We start from the raw sequence: 25,402 nt of genomic DNA, 5'->3' as shown, positions 1-25,402 counted from the left end.
CGCTAGCTGAAAGCAAAAACCCGTATGCCTCATTAATTTTTTACACGGTCTTCCATCCCCTGAGGAAGGCTGCAACACAACACTGAGAACCAGTCATTCCTCCTTTTCACATTCAACGTAAAGGAGATATCCACATGAATACATCACCAGCTCTGCTGAACGACCAGCTTGTCGATATGGCATTCATCACCACCTATACCGAAATGACAGATAAATGGTTCTACAAACTCATCAGTGAAGGACTCTTCCCTAAGCCAATCAAACTGGGTCGCAGCTCGCGCTGGCTAAAGAGCGAAGTGGAAGCCTGGGTGCAGCAGCGCATAGCAGACTCCCGGGGTAACTGAGCATGGCTGTAAAAGAGTGGAAGCAAGGCTTAGCTCCTGGTGGCCTGGCAGAAGCAAAAATGGATAAAACACACGTTGTCCATGAGCACTTCCGAATGTCCTGATTATCAGATTTTCATTTATGTTCTGAATTGCTAACCCTGGAGTAAATTCTGAACACCAATAATATAAAGCCCCGCATGTGAAAAGGCTTTGGTATATATCAGCTATCTTCCATCATACAGTATATATATTATATGCGAAGGAATTAACATATAAATGGATTAATATATATAAAAAGATATTTGTATATAAGTGTTTAATATATTAAATCATGGGAAAGCAAGCTAATGGCATATGCGTGTAGATATGTGGGTGGATATGAAAAGTGATTAGTGATGTATTTTGGAGAGTGTGTTTGGTTTTTGCATTAAATATGTAGCCCTGACTAATTTAGCGTAAGGCAACTGAATTTGAGTAAGGGTTTTGTTTATTTTGGTTACGTGCATTAATTCAATTTTGATATATTAAAATGCTCTCAAAAAAAACATAGTTAAATATCAAAAGAAATGACAAACATACTTCAGAAGTAGAAAACATCGCTGTTCACTATCAGTTATAACCGCCATGGGATAATAACGGAAAAATAACACCCCTACCTAAGAAAGGCATAAATATCAAAAAAACAACGTATTCATTACTGCCATTCGCTCTGGCAGAGGCTTCGCTCGCCTGAGAAAAACGCAAAAGGAGTAATACTTATGACTAACCTTAAATTTGGGGAAATCAATCCGGGCTATATGAATCGTATTACGGATATTATCAACTTCGCTACAACAGCCCATGCCAGGACATCCGTATTTACCTTCGTACTCAGACTGCCTGAACATCGTGATACAGGCGACAGTATTGCCAGTGCCCCTGATCTGAGTTCAGGATTGATGGAACGATTCACTGGGGCACTGAGAGCCCGTATCACAGCCCATCAGAAACGACGTAAGAAGGAAGAACTTCAGGTTTGCCCAACTGACCTGAGACACCTCTGGGTACGTGAGGTGGGAACCAGCGGTAAATCTCATTACCACATGGCGATATTCGTCAACAAAGATACGTTCAATGGATTAGGAAATTACTCGAAAGAAGACCATAACCTGGGGAGTTACATCTGCGAGGCATGGCTAAGTGCACTGGGGCTGCTCGAATTCCCTGAGTACAGGACGCTGGTTTCTTTCATCAACAAGCCACATTATCTGGAGCGTCTTCGTGTGGATCGCTATGGGCAACAGTTTCTGAATTTACGGAGCCACCTGGAATACTTTGCCAAAGAGCGTACCAAAGTTTACAGCAAGGAAGAACGTTCATTCGGGGGAAGTGTCAGGTGAACCAGTTCTACACTGAATGGAGACATTTAATCAAATGGGTGAAGACGTTACCAGTTAATCATTCTCCATGTTGGGAGGCACACCGTTTGTCCCGGGAAAGGATCGGGGTGGTGCAGTGTGCTATCCGGGTTATCGTTGGCAGCCAATCGTAGAACAGAAAGCGCTATCTGGATGTCTCGGCATCACTGAAGCATGTCACGTATCCTCCGCATCCAGCCGACAACTTCTCCCTCAGGATCGCGTTCGTGTATACGGGCGGCAGTCATCAAAGGAAACGCCCGTTCTGCCAGACGTGCCTTGGCAGGGTTATCTTTCATCACACCATCAAAGCCCTGAGCCAGCGAATAGGCTTCTGCAAACACTTTAGGGGTAGCTTTACCGCCGACAGGATGGTCGGTGACAGTGATCATCACCCCAAACGCTTCGTGAATGGCATCGGGATGAAGATAACTTTCGACTTCATGTTTCAGTGTCTGTGCTGCCCAGCATCCGTTGGCACGTGCATTAACGGCATTCACGGCTTCGACATAAGCAGGAACATCACGATCGTAGATATGAATTTCCCTGCGGTTCAGGGCACGTAGATAATTTTCATTGACCCAGTGCTTGAGCGTTCCGCCACCCAGTACGATAAACGCCACACGTTCATCATTCTCAAGATCGGGAAGGGTGTTGTCTTCTGCGTGCAACGCTTTACTGAGAGCCTTAAAGGCGGCGACATCGGTTGGTCCTTCGACACAGAACAGCAGTCTGACCCGGTTGTCTGGTGTGACGCCCAGCGTATCCGTGACGATACCAAAAACATCAGCGCCAGCCTGAATGGTCGGTTGCCCGGTAGCAGCATCACGGGAAACAAAGCGAATGCTGTCACCCGGTAGCTCTGCAGCAAAGCCCGGACTGTGCGTGGTAAGGATAACCTGGCAGCCGGTTTCGAGGGACAGGGATTTAAATGACTCAATCAGGATCCGCTGGTAATTAGGGTGCTGTGAGGTTTCGGGCTCTTCAATGGCGTAGATGATACTGCGACGATTACTGGATTTCAGACGTCTTTCCGCTTCAGCCTTAAAAAAGCTCACCAGCACCAGGCGACGGACACCACTGCCACGCTTATTCAGCGGGATCCCTCCGTCAGTGTTCAGACCAACAGAGAACAGCCCCTGCCATTTTGCCGGTGTGGGAGGTGTAAATTCAGGTGTAAGCTCGCGAGCAAGACCCGGCTCAATGGTCTTCAGCGCTTCATGTGTATTTCGGGCAATCTCTTCAGCTTTTTGCTGGATCTTCAACTGGATCCTGGCGATGTCGTCCTGGACTTCTGCCAGTGCAGCCGTGATGGCGGCTTTCATCGGACTTTGTACTTCATCGTCGGAATCCCGGCTACTTCTGTCGCTCTGGAAGAGTGCGAACATGGGCAACCAGCTCTCGATTTGCTCCCAGATACGCTTTGTGTCCTCTTTGGCTTTACTGACGGGAAGCTGTGTTTCCGCCAGTTGAAGATCTGCTGAGGCGGCCCAAATGGCTTTTCGCATTCCGGGATTCCCCTTAAGCGAAACATTGAGCCCCAGTTCTTTCACCCTGGCCTGAAGTTCTTTTTCCTTCAGTTCCAGAAGGTTCTCAAAACCAGCAGCCGCGGGATGGTTTGCAATGACAAAAATCTCGGCGGTCGGCTTTTTGTTACTGCAGTTAAAGATCTTACGGACTTTCAGTGAGCCGTTTCCCGTCAGCAGAAACTCTTCATGGAGGGTAGTTTCCGCGCCAGAGTCGAGTGTGAGGGAAGGGGGAAGCTCGATAAACTCACAGGTGATCTCCACATTGTCCTGTCCGCTGTGAATACAGGCATCGCCTTTTTCGATAGAGACCACACTGTTGTTAAAGAAGATCTCCAGTGCTTCAAGGATTGTCGATTTGCCAATGTCGTTGCGTCCGACAAAGGTTGTCAGGTCATCAAACTCAACGCTTACTTCTTGCGCATAACAGCGAAAATTTTTAACTGCCACACTTTTCAGTCGCATGTCTTTTCCCTTTTGATGAAACCGCTCAGTGAACTGCCCGTTATTCTATCGGGCAGGTGAACATTTTTATTGACGGCTGTTTGATTTATCTCCTGATTTAAGCGGACAGTACCGCGAAGGGTGACGATATTTTCATGTGGCACACGGCAATCTGCTTCGGCATTACGATGGCAGGCTTCCCGAAAAGTTTTTTTAACGACGCCGGTAATGGTTATGAACGACAACCCACCGGAGTCCATTTTAATGAGTTACACATACGACCCTTTCTGGCAGCAACGCATCGCCGATACCTTCAGTTGCGCACTTAACGCTTACACCCGCTTACTGGCCCTGCGTGTTGACCTCCGTCTGCCGGATACGCCAGCGGCTACTGATGCGGCCGTTATCTCCCGCTTTAGTGATGCCCTGAAAGCCCGCATTGCAGCCCTTCAGGCGCGTCAACGTCGCGAGGGCAAACGCGTCTGGCCGACCACGCTGCGTTTTGTCTGGGCGCGGGAGTTTGGCGAAATCAGAGGGAAGAAGCATTACCACGTGGTGCTGTTGCTGAACCGCGATACGTGGTGCGGCCCGGGGGATTACCAGGACCCGGATTCGCTTGCAGGAATGATTAAACAGGCGTGGTGCAGCGCCCTGAAGGTGGATGCACAGGCGCATGCCGTTCTGGCCCGCTTTCCGAAGAGCCCGGCGTCCTGGCTGACGCGCGGCAATACCACAGAGCTTCAACAGGCGCTGGCACAGGCCGCTTATCTTGCCAAACGAGAAACCAAAGTCACCGGCGACGGTGAGCGTAACTTCGGCTGCAGCCGTGGCTGAGCCAGGCATACCTCGATTCACCAGGTCAGACTGTACGGGCCTGGTAATTTTTTACAGCATCCCCCTATCCTCTGAGGCGAACCGGTAACCCCATGATTCAACCACCACCGGACGTCTCCCGACAGCCATATCCTCAGAGGGAGAAATTACCATGACCACGACGAATTCGAACATTAATGCCAGTCCTGACACACTGCTTTCAGCTCAGGACCCGCTTATCGACATGACCTTTATCACCACGTACACCGGTATGACGGACAAGTGGTTCTATAAACTGATTGGCGACGGCCTGTTTCCCAAACCCATCAAGCTGGGCCGCAGTTCCCGCTGGTTCAAAAGCGAGGTGGAATCCTGGATGCGACAGCGCATTACTGATTCCCGTGGCGTCTGAGCAGGGGAAATATCTGAATGGAAAAACAACGCCGTACTAAACCACTGAATATCCCGGAGCGCTGGAAGTGTCCCCGTTGCCAGCGACAGTATTGTGGTGCCAGACCCTGCCCCGTTTGTTTTCGCACCTCTGTAGCGCCTGCACAACCGTAACCCCGGCGGTCTGCAGGGACTGAATACCACGAATCATCTTCCGCTAACGCATAACTGCCCCGCCATCCATCACCTGCCAAGCTGCCCATACCGGGACGGCGTACACCTGCGTGCTGTCTGGCGGTAAGGAGCACCACGATGTACGCCAAATCTTTCCTGGCCCTTGATGGTAATGGTCGTCTCACCGGAGCCAGAACGGCACAACGGTATCCGTATGACCGCTACACCTGCCACCTGTGCGGCAGTGCGCTGCAGTACCACCCTGAATACGACACTGAGCGACCGTATTTTGAACACCGCTCCGGGATGCTGACAGATAACGGGCGGCAGCATTGTCCGTATGTCAGACCAGAGCCTGAGGAGGCCCGCCATACCCGACAACTTAAATGTTATGTACCCCATGCCCGCCCGCTGGTTTACCGGGATGACTGGCACTGCAGTGGCTGCGACAGCAATTACCACGGTGAACGCTACTGTCTGAGCTGCCGGACCGGTGAGTACAGCCGGGTGCTCTCTGATGCTGAAATCCGGACTGCAGAGGTAACGGCATGCGAGTACTGAAATGTTACCTGGCAAATGACCGTGAAGGTCACTTTGTAACGGCCGGTGAGGCCATGAGCGCGCCGGGGCAGATATGGAGCTGTGCTTCCTGTGGATGTCGTCTGGTGCTGCATGCCGGCACGTTCAGCGACCCGGCGTGGTTTGAACACGATACGCAGAGCGTGGCCCGGGATGTGCTGATGAACTGCGCTCATCTCGACCCGGAAGTTAAAGCCGAGGCCCGGCACAGAAAGCTGCGCAATATGCTCAGCGGACTGGGAACAACGATAATGACGCTGTCCTGGTACTGTGTATGGTGCGGCGACCATTACCAGGGTGTGAAGCACTGTTACCGATGTCAGACCGGAATCTACAGCATTGAAGAAGTGAACTGGCAGAGAAACTACTGCTGCAGTACCGGATAGTCCACCCCGTCCTTATGAACCCGATACCGCCGCACAGGCGGTATCCTCCCTGATTTAACCCAAAGAGAGTTTGCATTGTGAATCATTCTTACACACGGGCGTCTGATGCCATCAGCACGCGTACGTTTCTGCAGCAGGCTGTTGACCATTACCCGCGACTGGCGGTATTCAGCTTTACGCTGAAATTGCCGTATCGAGAAACCATAAGCGAATACCGGTCATTGATTCTGCGTTTTCATACTGAAGTCTGGCAGCGCATCGGCGAATATTCGCGTCAGCGTCAGCAGGTGCGCCAGAGTTCACCGCCAACGATCCTGCGATGGATGTGGGAGTCTGCCAGTGCACCAGAGTACAAAATAGTGCTGTTGATGAATCTTGATACGCTGGGGGCCTGGCGCGATGAGGTCGTACAGCAGGAGATGAGCGGGATACTCAGAGAGGCATGGCGCACTGTGACGGGTACTGATAGCAACGTCACCAGTATGGCGTCTTTCATTATCAGTCGCACAGAAAGATGTTCATTTTCACAGCCATTCAGTCAGCTACAGACCAGCGTGAATGAAATGGTATCTCCCGTGATGACAGCCAGAACGGGTGTGGTTTGTCCGTGAAGATAATTGTGTCTGTAAGCAAAGAAGATGGCAGTTAATTCTGGGCTGAAAATATGCACCTTATCCCGGTCTTCCCCGATCTCTGCTGCGCCGATATGATTTCTGAATGAAAAAAGCTCACGATACCTTACCCCCGGAACAAACCGTCGCGGCTCTGGCACATTTTGCATGGTGTGCGCTTGTCGCCTTACGTACCGCACAGCAGGATGGTCAGGCGCTGTCGCCACTCAGCACGCACGCATTTTTACTGCGCTGGTCAACGGTGGCGTATAAGCAAAAACGGTTTACGCGTGCAATCGCATCCGATATTGAGGCATTGCTGACGCTGGGACGCAGCAAAGGTCCTGCCGCCGGCTTACACCATCGTCTGGAATATCTGTGGGCATCCTGCACCGGGCCGGTATCAGCTCAGTCGGATTTGTACCGTCTGACGTACGCAATTGAACAGCTTAAATCGCAGGGCTGGGTTAATGTCGCGCTGAGTGACGTGGATTGGCAATGCGACAGCCTTCGCGGGGAGTATGCCGGGGAGAGGGCGCTGCTGACCCGCAAATCAGAGCTGGTGCGTCATTTTTCGGACGCCGGCAGGCTGCTGGCACCGGTCACGTTCGTGGTGACCGGTAAGCACGAACTGGTGCATGGCATCCTGTCCTCGTTCGGGCTGCAGTCTGAGACGGCAGAGCCGGACCTCATTACTCTGAAACCTTCTTCTGATGATGCCTGAGGCGCTCCCGGGCTTTTTTAACCGACATCAGTGAGCGTCCGGGAAAGAGACGGGCAAGCCTGGACTGCTCCAGATGCAGGTTTGCTTTCAGCAGGGCAAGCTCTTCCGGCTGCCACATCCGCTGTCGTCCCTGGAGACCATCCCCGCAAAAGGTCAGGCCCCGCTCGTGGGCTTTAATTTTGACCGCCTCCGGTGTGCGCCCGGGGAGTCTGCGCGAAACGGCGGTACCCTCTGTAGTATAGTAGGCTTTCAGAATACGCAATTCTTCCCGGCTCCAGCTGCGTGCGCTGGTGACCCCGAGGGCGGCCGCCATGGCGAAAATGGTACTGCGCGTGCGTCCGGGCAGAAGGGTCATCACCCGGGTGATACCTTCTCCCCGCGCGTAGTGGGTGCGGATAATATCCTTCTCTTCTTCTGTCCAGGGGGCAGAGCCTTTCCTGCTGTATCCCAGATGACCGGCTACCGTGCGGACGCTGGTCACCGGGCGGCCCAGATGCTCCGCAATCACTCTGGCCCTGACCGTCCCGTAGTGCTGCTCCACGTAACGCATCTCAGCCAGCGTCCAGCGCTGACGGCGGTTTCGTTCCTTTCCTGGGCTCATTTTTACATTCTTCCTGAAGTATGCGTGAATCAAAGGGATATATAAATAAAATAATTGATCGCGTTGTCTAAAATGCAATGGTTATTTTTATGTAAATAAATGAGCAATAAGAAGGAATATTGATTGTGGTGCCCGGGACCATGAAGGGGTATGATTTTTAACGAGTTATTGACGAATCTGATGTGACCTGTCGTTCTGTATTTTCCTCAGGCAGCCTGTGCACATTTCAGATTATTTTTTTTTGTCTGAAAGACAGGAGACCTTATGAGTAATTCCTTTCAGAGCGAAATCCCTAAAGCGCGTATTAATCTAAAATTAGATCTGCATACGGGGGGAGCGAGCAAGAAAACGGAGCTCCCCCTGAAATTACTGGTGGCGGGCGACTTCAGCAATGGTCAGGAATCTGCCCCTCTGTCTGAGCGCAAAAAAGTTGATTTGAATAAAAATAATTTCGACTCAGTGTTGTCCGAATATTCCCCAAAAGTCAGTCTGACCGTTAAAAACACGCTTGCTGATGATGGTAGCGAAGACAACATCAGCCTGACCTTCCGGAGCATGAAAGATTTTGAACCAGAACAGGTCGCACGTCAAATTCCTCAGATGAAAGCGATGCTGTCCATGCGCAATCTGCTTCGCGATTTAAAAGCGAACCTCCTGGACAATCAGGCCTTCCGCAGGGAGCTGGAAAAAATTCTCCTCGACCCGGCGTTAAGCGCAGAACTCAGAGCCGAGCTTTCAGCTCTGGCGCCTGAGCAGCCATAACGGTCACGATGATTTAACGGATTAAAAAGGAAGATGCTGATGTCTGTAAAAAATGAGAATACGACTGGTGGCGAAAGCGTGTTACTGGAACGTCCTGCTGCGGGTGGGGTTTATGCATCCCTGTTTGAAAAAATCAACCTGAACCCGGTCTCTGAGCTGAGTGCGCTGGATATCTGGCAGGACGCACAGGCGATGTCGGATGCGACTGCGGATGAACGTTTAACGGCGGGGATGCAGGTCTTTCTGGAGTGTCTGACCAAATCAGGCTCCAGAGTTGAGAAGCTGGACCGTAACCTCCTCGACCACCATATCGCTGAGCTGGACTACCAGATTAGCCGTCAGCTGGATGCGGTAATGCACAGCGAAGAATTCCAGGCGGTGGAGAGCCTGTGGCGCGGCGTGAAATCCCTGGTCGACAAAACCGATTTCCGTCAGAACGTGAAGGTTGAGCTGCTGGATATGTCAAAAGAAGACCTGCGTCAGGACTTCGAAGACAGTCCGGAAATCATCCAGAGCGGACTGTATAAACACACATATATCGATGAGTACGACACCCCGGGCGGTGAGCCGATTGCCGCGCTGATTTCTGCCTACGAGTTTGATGCGTCTGCGCAGGATGTTGCTCTGCTGCGCAACATTTCAAAAGTGTCTGCCGCAGCGCATATGCCGTTTATCGGCTCTGCCGGCCCGAAATTCTTCCTCAAGGACTCAATGGAAGAAGTGGCAGCCATCAAGGATATCGGTAATTACTTTGACCGTGCGGAGTACATCAAGTGGAAATCCTTCCGCGAGACGGACGATGCCCGCTATATCGGTCTGGTAATGCCACGCGTGCTGGGTCGCCTGCCGTATGGTCCGGACACCGTCCCGGTTCGTAGCTTCAACTACGTGGAAGAAGTGAAGGGCCCGGATCACGATAAATACCTGTGGACTAACGCCTCGTTTGCGTTCGCTTCTAACATGGTTCGCAGCTTCATCAACAACGGCTGGTGTGTACAAATTCGTGGCCCGCAGGCCGGTGGTGCCGTGCAGGACCTGCCTATCCATCTGTACGATCTGGGTACCGGCAATCAGGTGAAGATCCCGTCAGAAGTGATGATCCCGGAAACCCGTGAGTTTGAGTTTGCGAACCTGGGCTTTATTCCACTAAGTTACTATAAAAACAGAGATTACTCCTGTTTCTTCAGCGCTAACTCCACCCAGAAGCCGGCACTGTATGACACCGCGGATGCCACGGCCAACAGCCGTATCAACGCGCGTCTGCCGTATATCTTCCTGCTGTCCCGTATTGCTCACTACCTGAAGCTGATTCAGCGTGAAAACATCGGCACCACCAAGGACCGTCGTCTGCTGGAGCTTGAGCTCAACACCTGGGTGCGCAGTCTGGTGACCGAAATGACCGATCCGGGCGACGAGCTGCAGGCTTCTCACCCGCTGCGCGACGCGAAGGTGGTGGTGGAAGACATCGAAGACAATCCGGGCTTCTTCCGCGTGCAGCTCTTTGCCGTGCCGCATTTCCAGGTGGAAGGGATGGACGTCAACCTGTCGCTGGTTTCCCAGATGCCGAAAGCCAAATCCTGAGGCGAGGGGAAATCAGGGATGAAAATTCATCGTCCGTTATGGAATGAAGGGGCGCTTCTGGCCCCTCAGCAGTTCCAGCAGCAGTCTGAATGGGATGCATTTTCCCGGGCCGGTATTGCCGCCCGCGGAAATGCTTTCCCCTGGGGCGTTGGTCGGGTTGAGCTTGATGACGCGATGCTGGCCTCCGGCCGCGTGCAGGCGCAGTCACTTCGTCTCTGGTTACCGGATGACACGCTGGTTGATACCCGATTCAGTGACCTGCCTCCGGAGCCACGTGAGATCGAGGCACCGGCTTCTGCCGGCAATACCCCGGTGACAGTGTATGTGGCGTTACCGGTGATGCAGGCCGGGATCGTGAATGTGCAGACAGACACGCTACCTGCAGAGCGCCCGCTGCGCTATCGGGAAGCCTGGGAGACAATCGCCGACCGCTTCGGTCAGGAAGAAGAGTCGATGGCTGTGGCCCGGTTTAATCTGGCATTCCGTTTCGGGCATGAAGACAACGGCGCCTGGGATACCTGCGCGATTGCCCGTCTGTTGCAGGACGGGCAGGGGGGCTGGCGTCAGGATCCTGACTTTATCCCGCCGATGGCGCTGTTCTCGGCAAGTCGTAATCTGTGTGAACGTCTTGCGCTGCTGAATCGCCAGCTGCGCTCCCGCCGTCAGCGTCTGATGTCCATGCGTCGTGAAAGCAACGACAGAATGGCCGATTTTGCGGTCGCTGACGTTTCGTTGTTCTGGTTGCTTAATGCCCTGAACTCGCATGCACGGGTGCTCTCTGAGTATGAGCGATTCCCTGACAGACATCCTGAGCAGGTCTGGGCCGAGCTGGCACGTCTTGCCGGCAGTATGCTGACCTTCTCGCTTGAGCACGATCTGGATGGCATTCCGGGATATGACCACCGCGCGCCGGAAAAAACCTTCCCGCCGCTGTTTGACCTCATCAGTGAGCTGCTGGAGGCCAGCCTGCCGTCACGAGTGGTCGCGGTCAGGATGGATCGTCTGGATCCGGAAACCTGGAAAGCGGTACTACATGATATTCGTCTGCGCGATGAAGCGGATTTTTACCTTTCCGTACGAGCCAGTCAGCCAGCATGGCAGATTGCTGAACGGTTCGCAGAGATGTGTATTGCCGGTGCCCCGGCGAACGTCGGTGAAGTATCCGGCGTGGCCGTCGAGGGAATTGGCCTCATTGCCCTGAGCCGTGTCCCTGCTGCACTGCCGGTGCGTCTGGAGAACCAGTACTTTGTACTGGACATGGAGAGTGATGCGGCCCGCGAAATGCTGGATCAGGGAGTGTGCGTATTCTACGTTCCATCCCTGCTCGGCGAGCTGGAGCTTGAACTGTTTGCGGTGCTGCGCTCATGAATAACGTTATCGACATTGATGCCCTGATGGAGGAGACCTGGCTAACCGTGGCGCAATTGCGTCACGGTGGGCAGGTGACGGATGGCCCTGCGCTGTATGCGGCCTGCAAAGCGCAGGTGGAAAGCGTGCGCGAGGCGCTGGAGCGCGCCGGGCTGGGTGCTGAAAGTATTGATCACATCACTTATGCCCAGTGCGCTCTGCTGGACGAAACCGTCATGAATCGTAGACCCGTGGCTCAGCAAGTGGAAAATGCGCAAGCGGCAGTATCCGGCGACAGTGCCCCCGATGCGCTGAATATGACCCTTGATGCCGGGCAACGCGCCTGGCGTTCTGCGCCACTGCAGGCGGTTTACTTCGGCTCCCTGAGAGCGGGCGGAGCCTTGTATGATCGTATCGCGGAAGTGCTGCGTCAGCCCGCGCCGGAGCCTGCGGTGCTGACCTGCTACCAGCGGGTGCTGGCGCTGGGGTTTCAGGGGCAATACAGCCTCTCCGGGGTGGGACAGTCTCAGCGCGATGAAGTGATCGCTGCCCTGAATGAGCGAGTGCCACCGCTGGAAAGCGGGACATCACTGGTGGTTCAGAAGACCGGTCGTCGTCGTTACAACCTGCTGCGGTCCGTCTGGTTCTGGATTGTGCTGGCGGTGATCCTGACCGGTGCGGTTTGGCTGGGCGGTCATTTGTGGTTGCAGGATCTGCTGCGCCAGCAACTGCCGGAGCAGCCCTGATGCGTGGAAAAACCCTGGCCCGGGCGGCCCTGCCGGTAGTGCTCTGCCTTGCCGCCGTGCTGTGGCTGGTATGGGGATTCCTGACCTGGCCGGTTGCCGGGAAAGCCTTCCTGACTCTGGTAGCCTTGCTGGTTGCGGGCATGCTTGCCCGTCGCCGTTACCGTCAACAGCGACCGGTACAGCTGGCTGATGAGGCCGGACTTTTCCCGCCCGACAGTCATACCGGACCGGTGGTGCTGGTCTGCGGCGATGTGGACGATAGCATGTTCACAGCAGGGCAGACACGCGGCACGGCGCAGGGGTGGTACCTCCGGATAACGGAACTGACCGGACTCACGCCTTTTGCAGAGCGTCTGCTGGCCCGTACGCCGACGATGGCAGGCCAGCTCGCCGTAATGTACCGCTGTTTGCCGGACCAGCATGAAGATGAGGCGCTGTTGCGCGCCTCTTTGAAAGCATTGCGCCTGCAGATGAAGCAGTTGCGGGATCTGACCGGCTTTAGCGTGCCGGTGGTCCTGAGTGCCGAATTCAGCGGTCCGGAAACGCCCTGGATAGTGGTACGGGGAAATACGACCCTGGTATGTCCTGAAGACGAACCTGCCGTCACCCTCAGCGAATGGCAGCGGTCCCCGCAGACGGCTCTTATTCAGCCATACCTGACCCAGGCGACATCGCTGCTTCACGCCGTAATGCTGGATGAACTGAGCAAAGCAGACAGGCTGTGTCCGGCCTTACGACCATTTGCTGTCACCCTGCGTCTCGGGTCGGTATCCACCTCGACAGCCGCGCTGTGGCCACAGTTATTGTTCCGCCAGACCCGCATTGCCCCTGCCGGCCATGTCACTGCCTGTGAACCGCGCTGGCATTTTGCCGATGCGGTACTTCCTCTGCTGGCTCCTTATACCACCCCGTTGCAGGGTGGCAAAACCGCGCGTCGGGTGGTGATGATTCTGCTGTTATGCGCCCTGGGTGCCATTGCCCTGTCCGTGCGGAATAACCAGTCGCTTATCCGCACGGTCAGCGCCGACCTTCAGCGCTGGCAGGCTATCCCGATGAACCACTATTCCCCGAAAGCGCAGGCCCTGCACGCCTTGCAGCAGGATGCATTGTTGCTGGAGCGCTGGCAGCGTCAGGGAGAGCCATATCGCTACGGGCTCGGGCTGTATCCGGGCAACCGTCTGTGGCTGGCCGTGCAGCAGGCTATTGATACGTATGTGCCTCCGCCGCCACCGCCAAAACCGAAGCTAAAGCCGGTACCGAAAATTGTCCGTCTCGACAGTATGTCGCTGTTTGACTCCGGCAAAGCGGTGCTGAAAACCGGCTCGACCAGAATGCTGGTCAATTCTCTGGTCGGCGTGAAGGCCAAACCGGGCTGGCTGATTGTGGTCGCGGGTCATACAGACAATACAGGTAACGCACAGCTTAACCAGACGCTGTCACAGAAACGTGCTGAGGCGGTGCGCAACTGGATGCGTGATACCGGTGACGTGCCGGAAAGCTGTTTTGCGGTTCAGGGCTATGGCGAGAGCCGTCCGATCGCAACCAATGACACCCCGGATGGGCGCGCGCTCAACCGCCGTGTCGAAATCAGTCTGGTGCCGCAGGCGAACGCCTGCCAGGTACCGGGCAACACCCAGGCGTCATCGCAGGATGATGACGCATCACAACACAATGGAGAGTAATTCCATGGCAATTCCTGTTTATCTCTGGCTGAAAGACGACGGCGGCGCGGACATTAAAGGTTCTGTGGACGTTCAGGATCGTGACGGCAGCATCGAAGTTGTCGCTCAGGAGCATAACCTGTACATCCCGACCGACAACAACACTGGCAAGCTGACCGGTACCCGTATCCACACCCCGTTCAAGTTCACCAAGGAAATCGACTCCTCAAGCCCGTACCTGTACAAGGCGGTGACAACCGGTCAGACCCTGAAATCCGCTGAATTCAGGTGGTACAAAATCAACGATGCGGGTCAGGAAGTGGAGTACTTCAACACGAAGCTTGAGAACGTGAAGGTAGTGAAGGTGAATCCGGTGATGCACGACATCAAGGATCCGTCCTTTGAGAAGCACAACCATCTGGAGCAGATTGAGCTGCGCTACGAAAAAATCACCTGGACCTACAAAGACGGCAACATCATTCATTCCGATTCCTGGAACGAACGCGCTACCGCGTAAGTCACGCGCGGGCAGAGTTTCTCTGTCCGCTTTTTTTGCTTTTGCTGAGCGCCTGCTCCTGCGGGCGTTCAGCAAAAACATTATTTCCCGGAAACAGACCTTATGGGCCTCGGTAACGGCCAGGGGCGGTAGCGTGCCTGAATGGTCCTCAACAGTGAGCAAGCAAACATGGAAAACCCGGCAATCCTCCTTCGACGTCTCAACCCTTACTGCGCCAGCGCGATGGAAGGGGCTGCCTCCCTGTGTCAGACCCGCGCTCATGCGGAAATTTTGCCTGAGCACTGGCTGCTGAAACTGCTGGAGCAGGGGGAAGGTGACCTGACGGTGCTGGCCCGCCGCTACGAGTGGGACATGGACGCCATCTGGCAGGATTTGCTGGGCTGGCTCGATAAACAGCCGCGTTCGGTACGACACCGCCCGCAGCTGTCTGATACCATTCAGACTCTGCTGCAGGAAGCCTGGCTGATTGCTTCTCTTAACGGTGAAGAGCACATCCGCAGCCTGCACCTGTTGATGGCGCTGGTTGAGAAACAGAAACTGGTTCGCTGTGACGGGCTGTGGCCGCTGCTGACGCTCGGGATGAGCCAGCTGTCCCGCCTGCGCCCGTTACTGGATGCGCAGTCTGACGAGCGCCCGGAAGTGCAGCACGAAGAAGAGCTGGCGCTGAATCACGGTGGTGACGTGGAGTTTGTTGACCGCCCGGTCGGTGCAGAGCTGAAAGAGGGCGAACTGACCCCGGCGCTGCAGAACGCGCTGGATAAATTCACCCTCGACGTTACGGCCAAAGCGAAAGAGGGCAGGATTGACCCGGTATTCGGCCGTGATACTGAAATCCGCCAGATGGTGGACATTCTCTCGCGCCGCCGTAAAAATAACCCAATCCTTGTCGGTGAACCCGGCGTGGGTAAAACCGCGCTGGTTGAAGGCCTGGCGCTGCGTATTGCAGAGGGCAACGTGCCTGAATCGCTCAGGCCAGTCATCCTGCGTACCCTTGACCTCGGCCTGTTGCAGGCGGGCGCAGGTGTGAAAGGCGAGTTCGAACAGCGCCTGAAAAACGTCATCGACGCGGTGCAGCAGTCACCGGTACCGATTTTACTGTTTATCGACGAAGCCCACACCATTATCGGGGCTGGCAATCAGGCGGGCGGTGCGGATGCGGCCAACCTGCTGAAACCGGCGCTGGCGCGCGGCGAACTGCGCACCATTGCCGCGACGACCTGGTCTGAATACAAGCAGTATTTTGAGCGTGACGCCGCGCTGGAGCGCCGCTTCCAGATGGTGAAGGTGGACGAGCCGGACGATGAGACGGCGTGCCTGATGCTCAGAGGCCTGAAATCCCGCTACGCCGAACACCACAACGTGCATATTACTGACGATGCGGTCAAAGCCGCTGTCACCCTGTCGCGCCGCTACCTGACGGGCCGCCAGCTGCCGGACAAGGCCGTTGATTTGCTGGATACCGCCGCCGCGCGCGTGCGTATGAGCCTTGATACGGTGCCGGAACAGATTGTGCGCCTGAAAGCACAATTGACCGCGCTGGAACTGGAAGAACAGGCGCTGCTGGAAGATATCGCCGCCGGCAGCAACCGCCATGGTGACCGCCTGGGTGCCATTGAGCAACAGCGGACTGAACTGGAAGCGCGTATTGCGGAGCAGGAAGCGCGTTTCAGCAACGAAAAAGCGCTGGCGCAGCAGCTGATGGCCAGCCGCCAGGACATCAGCAATCAGGCTGAGATTTCCGGCCTGCAGCAGCAGCTCGAACAGGCACAGCAGGGAGACGTGCTGGTTCAGGTGGATGTGGACACCCGCACGGTTGCCAGCGTGATTGCCGACTGGACGGGCGTGCCGCTCTCTTCCCTGATGAAAGATGAGCAGACTGAGCTGCTGACCCTGGAAAGTGAAATCGGCCAGCGTGTCGTCGGGCAGAATGTGTCCCTTGAGGCTATCGCCCGGCGCCTGCGCGCGGCGAAGACCGGGCTGACGTCCGGGAATGGTCCGCAGGGCGTGTTCCTGCTGGTTGGCCCGAGCGGGGTGGGTAAAACCGAAACCGCGCTGGCGCTGGCGGACGTGCTGTACGGCGGTGAGAAGTCACTCATCACCATCAACCTGTCCGAATACCAGGAGCCGCACACCGTGTCGCAGCTGAAAGGCTCCCCGCCGGGTTACGTCGGCTACGGTCAGGGCGGCATTCTCACCGAAGCGGTGCGAAAACGTCCGTACAGCGTGGTGCTGCTCGATGAAGTGGAGAAAGCACACCGCGACGTGATGAACCTGTTCTACCAGGTCTTCGACCGCGGGTTTATGCGCGACGGTGAAGGGCGTGAAATCGACTTCCGCAACACCGTTATCCTGATGACCTCCAACCTCGGCAGCGACCACCTGATGCAGCTGCTCGACGAACAACCGGAGGCCAGCGAAGCCGACCTGCACGAACTGCTGCGCCCGATATTGCGCGACCACTTCCAGCCGGCGCTGCTGGCGCGTTTCCAGACCGTGATTTACCGTCCTCTGGCGGAAGCGGCTATGCGCACCATCGTGGAGATGAAACTCGCACAGGTCAGCAGGCGACTGAACCGTCACTACGGCCTGACCACGCAGATAGATGAGAGCCTGTATGACGCGCTGACCAATGCCTGCCTGCTGCCGGATACCGGTGCGCGCAACGTCGACAGCCTGCTCAGCCAGCAAATCCTGCCGGTGCTGAGCCAGCAACTGCTGACCCACATGGCCGCGAAACAGAAACCGGACTCCCTGACGCTCGGCTGGAATGACGAAGAGGGGATAGTGCTTGAATTTGATGCCACGGACACCACAGGAGAGGCTTGATGATGGAGAACCCGACCAGTCTGGCACAGAAGAAAACAGACGAAGTGCTGGGGATGTCCCGTTATCGTGTGGATATCCATGACTGTTCACACTTTCTGGACGTGCTGCGTTTTCGCGCCAGTGAAACGCTGAGCCAGCCGTGGCACTACGATGTCACCTTCACCTGTGCGGCGAGCATTGCCAGCAATGAGGTGATGCTGAAACCGGCATCCTTCACCTTTCAGACGCCATTGTTTGATGGCACGCCGGCTGCGCCGGTGCGCACGGTATACGGCGTGGTGGATACATTCCGTCGGATCTCTGGCTCAGGGGATGAAATCACCTACGCCCTGCGACTCGTGCCGCGTATTGCCCTGATGCAGCATACCGAGCGATGCGCTGTATATCTCAATCAGTCCGTACCGGAAGTGGTGGAGCAGATACTGCGCTCTCACGGACTGGAAGGAGCGGATTTTGAATTTCGTCTGTCGCAGACCTACCCGGCCCGGGAGCTCATTACCCAGTGGCGTGAAACGGATCTGGCCTTTGTTCAGCGCCTGCTGGCTGAGGTGGGTATCTTCTGGCGCTTTGAGATGGACGGCCGCATTGAACAGGATGTGGTGATTTTCCAGGACAGCCAGATGCAGTATCAGTTTGGCGTGAAGCTACCCATTATTCCACCGTCACGCACCAGTGATAACGGCGAGGAGAGCGTCTGGGATATTCGACCAACAGACCACGTGGTCACAGGTAGTGTGGCTACCCGCGACTATAACTACCGCGATGCGCTGGCCCCACAGGACAGTTCGGTAACGGTTCGCCAGGAGGACGGGGCGACCACCGGTGAGGTGTATCACTATGCCGAGCCGTTCCTGAGTGAAGGGGATACGGAAACGCCGGAGAGCGGCGCCTGGTATGCCCGCCTGCGCCATGAGCGCTACCTCAATGCTCAGCAAACAGTCACGGGGCGAGCAAGCAGGCCGGTTCTGGCTCCGGGCGAAGTGCTGGAGCCACAGGGCAGTGGGCTGCCTGACTCGCTGAAGAACGGCATCGTCATCACCGGTATTCACACCTCAGGTGCACGTGACAAAGGCTTTCAGCTGCGCTTTACGGGCATTCCTTACAGCGAAACGGTTTGTTTTCGTCCGGCTCTGTTGAACCGTCCGGTGGTGGCCGGCTCCCTGCCTGCCCGGGTGGAGAGCGATGAGAAGCATGATACCTACGCGTATCTCGACAACCTGGGGCGGTATCGCGTCCGGCTTGATTTTGACCGTAACAGCACCGAACAGGGCTATGCCTACCTCTGGCTGCGCATGGCAAAACCGTACGCCGGGGATACCTACGGCTTCCACTCCCCGCTGATTGATGGCACTGAAGTCTCGGTGATGTTCGACGGGGGGGACCCTGACCGCCCGTACATTGCCCACGCTCAGCACGATTCAGAACACCCGGACCACGTCACCCGTGATAATCACACGCGCAACATCTGGCGTACGGCCGGAGACAACAAATTCCGTCTGGAGGACAAGCGTCAGGAAGAGCATTTCAAGCTGGCGACGCCGTTTGGCAAGACGCAACTCAACGGCGGCCATGTTGTAGACAGTGAGCGTGAGCCCCGCGGAACCGGTTTTGAACTGCGCACCGATGAATACGGGGCGCTGCGTGCCGGTCGGGGGATGTTCCTGACTGCTGATGCACAACCGGCGGCACAGGGCAAAATGCTGGATATGGCGCCGGCTATTGAACGCCTGAATCAGTCAGCGGCCGAAATGAAGCGGCTCAATCTGCTTGCGCAGCAGGCTCAGGCACTCACCGGTGACCTCGAAAGCCAGAACAGACTGCTGGAAAACCGCCTGAGAGACCTTCAGTCTGCGGCACTGCTGGGCAGCGCACCGCAGGGCGTGGCGTTCACGTCGGGTGAGCATCTTCAGATGACCAGCAAGCAGAACACCATCCTGAGTGCAGGTCAGCATCTGGATATGGGCGCAATGAAGAACATCACGCTGGCTGCCAGTGAGTCTGTCGGGCTGTTTGCTCATCAGTCCGGGGCGAAGATGATTGCTAATCAGGGTGATGTAGAGATCCGCGCTGAAGCGAGTTCGATGGAAATGACATCTGAGCTGTTGTTTACCATCAGCAGTAACAAGGATGAACTGCTCATCAGTGCGCCTAAACTGCGACTTAACGGCGGCGGCTCCAGTATCACGCTGGACAACGGCGGTATTCTGGAAGAAACCCCGGGGGATTACCTGGTCAAATCCGCGCATTACCGCTCACCGATGGCGGGTGGCAGTATGGACATTACCCCGCCTAAGTTTAGCCAGACAAACGCCAGCGTGACGCCGCCCAAAACACGTAATATCCCTTCACGTTAAGGATAACCGGAATGAAAATCTGTTTTCCTGCCCGAAAAGCGAATGGTGAACAATACGCCACCCTGGATGACATGATGCAGCCGCTCTGCCAGGAGCCACACGGCTCCTGGCTGGCCGGAACGAATAACATGTGGCACGGCGGGATCCACATCACCAGTAAGAGTGCCCCGGGTTCTGTGCTGACAAACGAGACGGCAGACACGGCGGTGCCGCTTCAGTTTATGGCGGGCGGCGAAGTGGTGGCCTGGCGCATTAATCAGGACTATCTGACCGGTAAATACATCAATAACCCGTTGCAGTATTCCAGTACGTTTGTGCTGGTCAAATCTACCTGTACCCCCGATCCCGAAAAAAAGGACAACAGCCTCGATTTTTACTCGCTGTATATCGGGCTTGCTCCGCTGTCTGCCTTTCCGGAGAACAAGCTGTATCAGGTTACTGATAAGGGGGACGGGCTGAGTCAGCGTGAATATACCGGCAAAGAAAAAGACGGAGATAAGGCTCCGGTTGCGAAGAATAAGCTCAAAACGGGCGACAGCGTCATTGTGCTGCGTGAGATCACCTTCGATCTGAAGGGGCAGGCGCAGACGTTCGGGCTTGCCCGGATGCTCAACAGCAAATCCGAAATGACCGGCGGGGCGTTCTGGGTGTCGCTTGACCCGCAATATATGACACCTGCCGGTAAACAGAGGGCGCACCTGCCGGCCTGGATGCAGCAGGCTGTAGCACAGGGCACATTTAATACCGTCGTTAAACCAGCAACTAAACTGGAGGTGGCAGCAGGCGATGCGGTGGGTTACCTTGCGGAAGACATTGCCCCCTGCGACTTACACGGTGTGGAGAAAAGTGCGTTCGCACACATTGAAGTAATCAGCACCGACAGCCGGATGGTCGATTTTCTGAGCAATAAGGCACAGGTGAAGAGTGGCCCGAAATTTGTTCATATCCACCCGGAGAGTTCTGTCTATGCCCGTTCCGGGGATACCTTCACCAAAACTGAAGGTAAGGTGAAGAAAGATATTCACAAAATTATGCCGCAGGACAAATGCCCTCCGTTCACTGACAGCAGCGGCAAGCGCTGGTTTGATATCGGGGACGGGGCCTGGGTAAGCGAAAACGATGTCGATGCGGATATCGGCCAGTACGACCTGGATAAACTGGGCTTTAAAGCATTTGAAGAGCCGTCCACATCCGATATGACGAAATCCCTGCGTGAGGGGTGGATCAAGGACGGGTTCACCAGAATGGCGGAGTGGGTACGCCCTGAGCGTGGTATCCGGGAAAAACAGGTCTCTGACTACTACAAAGCCCTGCTGCGGAAAATGGACAGCGATAACAGTGGTGACCTGTCAGGCGAAGAATTGCGTCACGCGGTGAATTACGCGGAGCTGGATGTCAGGGATATTGCGGCGCGAATGGTGGTGAAGCACGACAGTGAGTGGTTTGGCGGCAGCAGCCATCACCGGTGGAGAACATTTTTAAAGCAGCTGGATCCGCTGTGTATCAGCTATGTCAGAAAGTGGTTTGACGACATGGAATGGATGAGCAAGGTGGACGAATTCAGCAGTGGTGAGCCTGTCTGGCATATGCATCCGGTGATTTTTTTGAACGCCATTGCAGATAAACGTACTATTCATATAACAGTGGATATGCTTTATAAAGTATTCAATGGCTTAAAATCACCTACGAAGTCCTCATTCCTTCAGGAAATTGCGGATGAGATTAATACTCATGCAAGTGAATATAAATTGGATACCATTTTGAGAGTTAACCACTTTTTTGCTCAGTTAAGAGAGGAGATGGGCAGTGCTGCAAGTCCTGTCGAGGGTCTTAATTACAGCGAAGAGGGATTGAAGGCTAATTTTAGTTATTTTAGAACTCATCCTGTTGAAGCAAAGGAATACTCATATACTAAAGTTAATGGAAAAATCACGAAACATGCAAATGAGATTGCTATTGCTGATAGAGTTTATGCTAACAGATTAGGGAATGGAAATGTTTCGTCAGGTGATGGAAGTACATATCGAGGTAGAGGTGGTATTCATCTAACAGGAAAAGTAAATTACCAAGGGTTTTCCGATTATTATAAAAAGAACTGGGGTACTGATGTTGATTTTATTAATAATCCATCCCTACTTGAGAAAGGGACCTATTGCGTACGCTCTGCTGTTTACTTCTGGCTTCGTGAAAAACTTTATGAACTTGCTGATCAGGGTGATACGGGATCAGTAGTAGATAAAATCACGGCAAAAGTGAATCTTCATACAACTAGCTATGAAAAACGACGTGGACATTTTGAAAAAATCAAATCAACTAATGTCTTTGCTGATGCGTTTTAATTGATTCAAAATCGAGGTGGAATGATGACTAAAATTAAAGTTGCTTTTTGTTTTTGTACACTATTCCTGAGTGCTTCAATTCAAGCTGCATACATGCCATATGTCGTAAGAAATTATGAAGGTTATATCGGGAAATATCCCGTGCATTTGTCTCTTCAGTTTTATGACTTTGGGGGAAAGGTAAATGTAGAGGGGAGTTACTATTACGATAACCACAGGTCACCCATTCCTCTATATGGCGTAAACGAATCAAGTTCAATTGTATTATGTGAGGCTGTCAGCGATGAAAGTTTCGAAAAATATATTGTTCAAGGAGAGGGGGTTGACATTTCAAAATGCCCTTTCAATCTAACACGGAACCCAACTGGTTTTCTTGGTGAGTGGCATAATGAACGGTCAGCTTTAAAAGTAGATTTAAAGGAGACGGTTCAAGTTAGTGATGGTGTTATAAATGGAAGAGCTAAGATATTGGATATTCCATTTTGGGGGCAGACTAAACAACATAGTTTCATTGGTCTTTATGAAGCGAGTGCGGATGGTATTGTAATTAACAAAGTAAATGTTATTGATAAGAAAAGTGGTAAGTTAATACAGGTCATTAACCCGCAGATGAATGGTTGTGAATTTGGTTCGTATATGACATCTATCTTTCAAAATATAGAAAGCGATGGCTCTCAAATTCGATTTAATTGTTACAGTACTGGGCCTGACGTGAGTGTTAATTATAAACTCAATACGCAGGCCTCACGTTACGATGTTGTTACTGAGCGATAAGAGTAAGTCGTCAATTTTTAATGGTAATGACAATTTTTTATAGAGGCTGTAGATGCTAAGAAAAATGGCATGTGTATTCTTTCTGTTATTCTTTTCTGGACATTCCTTTGCGAAAGGCTTTGATTGCAATTCACAAGAAGTTTTTAATGCGTTAACAAAGTTTATTAGAGAGAATGCATTGCATATTGGTAATGGTGTTAACAGAGATATCATTAAAAAATTTCGGTCATGTATTCAATGAGTTGATACTGCCTCAAACGTAATACTCGCGTTCGATGAAAGTGCCGATGATCCTGTCGTGCATTCGGATGATTTTGAATACCCCAGCGTCTTACGATTGAGGCGTTTCAGTCGGTTACGCAACGTCAGATTTTCACGCTCAATACGCTGTGTATACAGCTTGCCAACAATATGTTTTGCTTGTGGAAGTTCGTCGTTGTAAGCCCTGTAGCCATCAGTGCACCAAAAGGCTACATTAAAACCCGAGAGCAGTTTCAACGTTTTACATAGCGTTTTCTTGCTTCGAGGACCAAAAACATGAGCGATAATCCGCTTCAAACGTGGCTCCCATGCGTACCACAACCAGCGCTGTCGTTTCTTGTTGCCGATAAATGACCACATCTCATCCACCTCGCAAATCAGTTGAATTTGCAGGTTATCCAGTGGCAGCGTGGTTACATTCCGGGGCGAGAGTTTTTTAACGTGCGCACGACGGCATTGATACTGATATGTAACGCCCGCGCAGTGTCGCGAATACCGGCATTATTCATCGCCAGGTCAACGATTTGAGCTTTCATTCCAGGCTGGCAGGCGCGATAGGCATAATCGAGCTGGAAGGTGCGTTTGCAGGCCTGACAACGGTAACGCTGATGACCACTTTTGCCATAACCGTGTTTCTTCACAGGCTTTTTCTGTTCACAAAACGGACACCGTATATCAACTTTAGCCATTCTATCCCCACATCCAAAATAGGGGATTTTACACTACAATCAACACATTGAATACTTGACCTCAGATTGATGTTGGTGATCATCGTGATTGTGTTACTACTAACAGCAATTATTAACTAAAGGATGAATATGCAAGGAATAATCCGCCTCGGCGACAAAACCACACACGGTGGAGCGGTGTTGTCTTGCTCAACAACCATGTTCTTTGGCGATATCGGCGTGGCCCGTAAAGGTGATCGAGTTTCCTGCCCTGAGCATGGTGATACCACTATTGTCGAAGGTAACCCAAATTATCGCGATCGCGGAGTTCCTGTGGCATTCCATGGCCACAAGTGTGGTTGCGGCTGCACGCTTATCAGCTCACTGCCCAATGCTCTGGTGGGGTAAACGTGCCGGTTGAACTTGAGCGCATTCCCGCGCAGGAAAAACTGCCGCCCCGTCCGCGTTTTAAACGCTGGCTCCTCCTGGGCATTGTGATGTTGTTGGCAGGGGCTGCGACCACATTCCTGTTCTGGAAGGGCGAGCGCTCAGGTGCCGCTTTCTGGGGGCTGGCAACAGGATTGCCTGTCGTGTTGTGGGGCCTTTTGATTGTCGGGCGCTATTTTGGCTACGTGCTCCTTTATGCCCGTTGTGAGAGAAAAAACGCCACAACCGCCGCCCGGTACCGCTCAGACGTTGCGCGTGGTCAGCGCTTTGCCTGGCTTATCGGTGAAGTCCTGATTAACGGGCTGGGGTCTTCCAGCCCGATGACACACGAGGCCGTGTTAGCCAAAAAGCCCCTGATGATGCCCTGTGAGCCCGTTAATGGTGGCAATCCGGTTCGTCACCGGGCGCTGTCGGTCGCCGGGGAAATGGCTGACCGGGAAGCGCACTATTTTCAGGAGGTAATCGCCCACGTCCAGAATCTGGTGTCGTTGCTCCCGTCAACGCTGACCTGCTATCTGGCGGTGGATACCGGTGAACAGTTTTCGACACTGCCATCGCTCCTGCAAAAAAGCATGTCCCATCCGCTGGTACGCATTCGCGACCTGACGGGGCTGGAAATCCTGGACTACTGGCTGGACTGCCATTATGACCGTGCTGCTGCGTTACTGCTGGTCAGCGCTCAGCTTTACGAACACCCGCCAGAGGACAGTGGCGAGGCCATTTCCGTGTTACTGCTGACCAACTGCCGCCTGAAGGATATTCCGGACGTGTCGGTCAAAGTTCACCGGCCACAGATGTGCCGCGACGGCAATCTCGATCGGGCATTTGAGCGAGTCATGATGTGGTCAGGACTGGAAAAAAATGCACTGAAACAGGCATGGACCAGCGGCGGCCAGATGGCCTCCGGCGATATTTTCAGCAAGGCCCGGGAGGCTCATGCCCCGGGGCTTAAAGCCGATAAAATTACCCATATTGATACGGTTGTCGGGTTTGCGGGCGTTGCCGCTCCCTGGCAGGCGTTACAGCTGGCAGCCCGTCAGTGTTTGAGCGACAGCGAAGCCCAGCTAATTGTCACCGAACTTTCAGAAGAAAACCGACAACTCTGTATTGTCACCCCGGAATAACTCTCAAGGGATTGCTCTCCTCCG

Annotated in this window: 22 protein-coding genes and 1 pseudogene; 20 read left to right on the top strand and 3 right to left on the bottom strand. The window is 53.8% G+C overall.

The genetic code is table 11. The annotated features are described in order from the left end of the window. Positions 1-134 precede the first annotated feature (134 nt). Complete coding sequence (locus KGP22_RS14905) at positions 135-344, top strand: AlpA family transcriptional regulator (protein ID WP_050863320.1); 210 nt, start codon at positions 135-137, stop codon at positions 342-344. Positions 345-1,084: 740 nt separating this feature from the next. Further along, positions 1,085-1,705, top strand: a complete 621-nt coding sequence (locus KGP22_RS14900) for an inovirus Gp2 family protein (protein ID WP_223579874.1) — start codon at positions 1,085-1,087, stop codon at positions 1,703-1,705. Positions 1,706-1,887: 182 nt separating this feature from the next. Here the strand turns inward: KGP22_RS14900 and KGP22_RS14895 are convergent, their stop codons facing one another. Further along, positions 1,888-3,714 (bottom strand): ATP-binding protein, encoded by a 1,827-nt coding sequence (locus KGP22_RS14895; protein ID WP_223579871.1) that lies wholly within the window; start codon positions 3,712-3,714, stop codon positions 1,888-1,890. A gap of 243 nt (positions 3,715-3,957) precedes the next feature. Here KGP22_RS14895 and KGP22_RS14890 point away from each other — a divergent pair, with 243 nt between their 5' ends. From KGP22_RS14890 to KGP22_RS14865, 6 genes are all read left to right on the top strand, one after another. After that, positions 3,958-4,527 (top strand): inovirus Gp2 family protein, encoded by a 570-nt coding sequence (locus tag KGP22_RS14890; RefSeq protein ID WP_223579868.1) that lies wholly within the window; start codon positions 3,958-3,960, stop codon positions 4,525-4,527. Positions 4,528-4,678: 151 nt separating this feature from the next. Beyond that, the gene (locus KGP22_RS14885; protein WP_223562010.1) at positions 4,679-4,918 is read left to right on the top strand and encodes an AlpA family phage regulatory protein; all 240 of its coding nucleotides are present in this window, start codon (positions 4,679-4,681) and stop codon (positions 4,916-4,918) included. A gap of 290 nt (positions 4,919-5,208) precedes the next feature. Further along, on the top strand, positions 5,209-5,631 hold the full coding sequence (locus KGP22_RS14880; protein ID WP_223579865.1) for a zinc-ribbon domain-containing protein: 423 nt from the start codon (positions 5,209-5,211) through the stop codon (positions 5,629-5,631). Continuing rightward, positions 5,619-6,035, top strand: coding sequence for a zinc-ribbon domain-containing protein (locus KGP22_RS14875; RefSeq protein ID WP_223579862.1), 417 nt, complete (start codon positions 5,619-5,621; stop codon positions 6,033-6,035). Before KGP22_RS14880 ends, KGP22_RS14875 begins: the two co-directional genes overlap by 13 nt. A 77-nt stretch (positions 6,036-6,112) precedes the next feature. Further along, positions 6,113-6,646, top strand: a complete 534-nt coding sequence (locus tag KGP22_RS14870) for an inovirus-type Gp2 protein (protein ID WP_223579859.1) — start codon at positions 6,113-6,115, stop codon at positions 6,644-6,646. Positions 6,647-6,752: 106 nt separating this feature from the next. Beyond that, entirely contained in the window at positions 6,753-7,370 is a 618-nt protein-coding gene (locus KGP22_RS14865; protein WP_223579856.1) for a DUF2913 family protein, read from the top strand. Here KGP22_RS14865 and KGP22_RS14860 read toward each other — a convergent pair. Next, positions 7,339-7,971 (bottom strand): hypothetical protein, encoded by a 633-nt coding sequence (locus tag KGP22_RS14860; protein ID WP_223539794.1) that lies wholly within the window; start codon positions 7,969-7,971, stop codon positions 7,339-7,341. The two genes, KGP22_RS14865 and KGP22_RS14860, sit on opposite strands and share 32 nt — an antisense overlap. A 264-nt stretch (positions 7,972-8,235) precedes the next feature. Here KGP22_RS14860 and tssB point away from each other — a divergent pair, with 264 nt between their 5' ends. From tssB to KGP22_RS14810, 10 genes are all read left to right on the top strand, one after another. Beyond that, positions 8,236-8,733 (top strand): type VI secretion system contractile sheath small subunit, encoded by a 498-nt coding sequence (tssB, locus tag KGP22_RS14855; protein ID WP_123061176.1) that lies wholly within the window; start codon positions 8,236-8,238, stop codon positions 8,731-8,733. 33 nt (positions 8,734-8,766) lie between these two features. Further along, the gene (tssC, locus tag KGP22_RS14850; RefSeq protein ID WP_123061175.1) at positions 8,767-10,314 is read left to right on the top strand and encodes a type VI secretion system contractile sheath large subunit; all 1,548 of its coding nucleotides are present in this window, start codon (positions 8,767-8,769) and stop codon (positions 10,312-10,314) included. Between the two features lie 18 nt (positions 10,315-10,332). Then, on the top strand, positions 10,333-11,682 hold the full coding sequence (gene tssK / locus KGP22_RS14845) for a type VI secretion system baseplate subunit TssK (protein ID WP_223579853.1): 1,350 nt from the start codon (positions 10,333-10,335) through the stop codon (positions 11,680-11,682). Beyond that, complete coding sequence (gene tssL, locus KGP22_RS14840) at positions 11,679-12,407, top strand: type VI secretion system protein TssL, short form (RefSeq protein WP_223539796.1); 729 nt, start codon at positions 11,679-11,681, stop codon at positions 12,405-12,407. The genes tssK and tssL overlap by 4 nt, the downstream gene beginning before the upstream one ends. After that, complete coding sequence (locus KGP22_RS14835) at positions 12,407-14,089, top strand: OmpA family protein (RefSeq protein ID WP_223579838.1); 1,683 nt, start codon at positions 12,407-12,409, stop codon at positions 14,087-14,089. Before tssL ends, KGP22_RS14835 begins: the two co-directional genes overlap by 1 nt. 4 nt (positions 14,090-14,093) lie before the next feature. Then, complete coding sequence (hcp, locus tag KGP22_RS14830; RefSeq protein WP_223579835.1) at positions 14,094-14,585, top strand: type VI secretion system effector Hcp; 492 nt, start codon at positions 14,094-14,096, stop codon at positions 14,583-14,585. Between the two features lie 168 nt (positions 14,586-14,753). Further along, positions 14,754-17,411, top strand: coding sequence for a type VI secretion system ATPase TssH (gene tssH / locus KGP22_RS14825; protein ID WP_223579832.1), 2,658 nt, complete (start codon positions 14,754-14,756; stop codon positions 17,409-17,411). Further along, on the top strand, positions 17,411-19,765 hold the full coding sequence (vgrG, locus tag KGP22_RS14820; RefSeq protein ID WP_223579829.1) for a type VI secretion system Vgr family protein: 2,355 nt from the start codon (positions 17,411-17,413) through the stop codon (positions 19,763-19,765). The genes tssH and vgrG overlap by 1 nt, the downstream gene beginning before the upstream one ends. A gap of 11 nt (positions 19,766-19,776) precedes the next feature. After that, positions 19,777-22,104, top strand: a complete 2,328-nt coding sequence (locus tag KGP22_RS14815) for a hypothetical protein (RefSeq protein ID WP_223579826.1) — start codon at positions 19,777-19,779, stop codon at positions 22,102-22,104. A gap of 21 nt (positions 22,105-22,125) precedes the next feature. After that, complete coding sequence (locus KGP22_RS14810) at positions 22,126-22,878, top strand: hypothetical protein (RefSeq protein ID WP_223579823.1); 753 nt, start codon at positions 22,126-22,128, stop codon at positions 22,876-22,878. A gap of 253 nt (positions 22,879-23,131) precedes the next feature. Here the strand turns inward: KGP22_RS14810 and KGP22_RS14805 are convergent. Beyond that, positions 23,132-23,828, bottom strand: a pseudogene (locus tag KGP22_RS14805) (IS1 family transposase). A gap of 129 nt (positions 23,829-23,957) precedes the next feature. Here KGP22_RS14805 and KGP22_RS14800 point away from each other — a divergent pair. Next, the gene (locus KGP22_RS14800; RefSeq protein WP_071704081.1) at positions 23,958-24,215 is read left to right on the top strand and encodes a PAAR domain-containing protein; all 258 of its coding nucleotides are present in this window, start codon (positions 23,958-23,960) and stop codon (positions 24,213-24,215) included. A gap of 2 nt (positions 24,216-24,217) precedes the next feature. Further along, entirely contained in the window at positions 24,218-25,378 is a 1,161-nt protein-coding gene (locus KGP22_RS14795) for a hypothetical protein (RefSeq protein WP_223579820.1), read from the top strand. Positions 25,379-25,402 lie beyond the last annotated feature (24 nt).

The sequence above is a fragment of the Enterobacter sp. JBIWA005 genome (assembly GCF_019968805.1).
GTDB lineage: Bacteria > Pseudomonadota > Gammaproteobacteria > Enterobacterales > Enterobacteriaceae > Enterobacter > Enterobacter vonholyi.
Note: the sequence above shows the minus strand (reverse complement) of the source record. Positions and strands in the feature narration are given on the sequence as shown.

Bases quoted from the DNA above. Each gene is read 5' to 3' on its own strand.
- KGP22_RS14905 (WP_050863320.1), top strand. From the start codon at position 135: ATGAATACATCACCAGCTCTGCTGAACGACCAGCTTGTCGATATGGCA.
- KGP22_RS14900 (WP_223579874.1), top strand. From the start codon at position 1,085: ATGACTAACCTTAAATTTGGGGAAATCAATCCGGGCTATATGAATCGT.
- KGP22_RS14895 (WP_223579871.1), bottom strand. From the start codon at position 3,714: ATGCGACTGAAAAGTGTGGCAGTTAAAAATTTTCGCTGTTATGCGCAA.
- KGP22_RS14890 (WP_223579868.1), top strand. From the start codon at position 3,958: ATGAGTTACACATACGACCCTTTCTGGCAGCAACGCATCGCCGATACC.
- KGP22_RS14885 (WP_223562010.1), top strand. From the start codon at position 4,679: ATGACCACGACGAATTCGAACATTAATGCCAGTCCTGACACACTGCTT.
- KGP22_RS14880 (WP_223579865.1), top strand. From the start codon at position 5,209: ATGTACGCCAAATCTTTCCTGGCCCTTGATGGTAATGGTCGTCTCACC.
- KGP22_RS14875 (WP_223579862.1), top strand. From the start codon at position 5,619: ATGCGAGTACTGAAATGTTACCTGGCAAATGACCGTGAAGGTCACTTT.
- KGP22_RS14865 (WP_223579856.1), top strand. From the start codon at position 6,753: ATGAAAAAAGCTCACGATACCTTACCCCCGGAACAAACCGTCGCGGCT.
- KGP22_RS14860 (WP_223539794.1), bottom strand. From the start codon at position 7,971: ATGAGCCCAGGAAAGGAACGAAACCGCCGTCAGCGCTGGACGCTGGCT.
- tssB (WP_123061176.1), top strand. From the start codon at position 8,236: ATGAGTAATTCCTTTCAGAGCGAAATCCCTAAAGCGCGTATTAATCTA.
- tssC (WP_123061175.1), top strand. From the start codon at position 8,767: ATGCTGATGTCTGTAAAAAATGAGAATACGACTGGTGGCGAAAGCGTG.
- tssK (WP_223579853.1), top strand. From the start codon at position 10,333: ATGAAAATTCATCGTCCGTTATGGAATGAAGGGGCGCTTCTGGCCCCT.
- tssL (WP_223539796.1), top strand. From the start codon at position 11,679: ATGAATAACGTTATCGACATTGATGCCCTGATGGAGGAGACCTGGCTA.
- KGP22_RS14835 (WP_223579838.1), top strand. From the start codon at position 12,407: ATGCGTGGAAAAACCCTGGCCCGGGCGGCCCTGCCGGTAGTGCTCTGC.
- hcp (WP_223579835.1), top strand. From the start codon at position 14,094: ATGGCAATTCCTGTTTATCTCTGGCTGAAAGACGACGGCGGCGCGGAC.
- tssH (WP_223579832.1), top strand. From the start codon at position 14,754: ATGGAAAACCCGGCAATCCTCCTTCGACGTCTCAACCCTTACTGCGCC.
- vgrG (WP_223579829.1), top strand. From the start codon at position 17,411: ATGATGGAGAACCCGACCAGTCTGGCACAGAAGAAAACAGACGAAGTG.
- KGP22_RS14815 (WP_223579826.1), top strand. From the start codon at position 19,777: ATGAAAATCTGTTTTCCTGCCCGAAAAGCGAATGGTGAACAATACGCC.
- KGP22_RS14810 (WP_223579823.1), top strand. From the start codon at position 22,126: ATGATGACTAAAATTAAAGTTGCTTTTTGTTTTTGTACACTATTCCTG.
- KGP22_RS14800 (WP_071704081.1), top strand. From the start codon at position 23,958: ATGCAAGGAATAATCCGCCTCGGCGACAAAACCACACACGGTGGAGCG.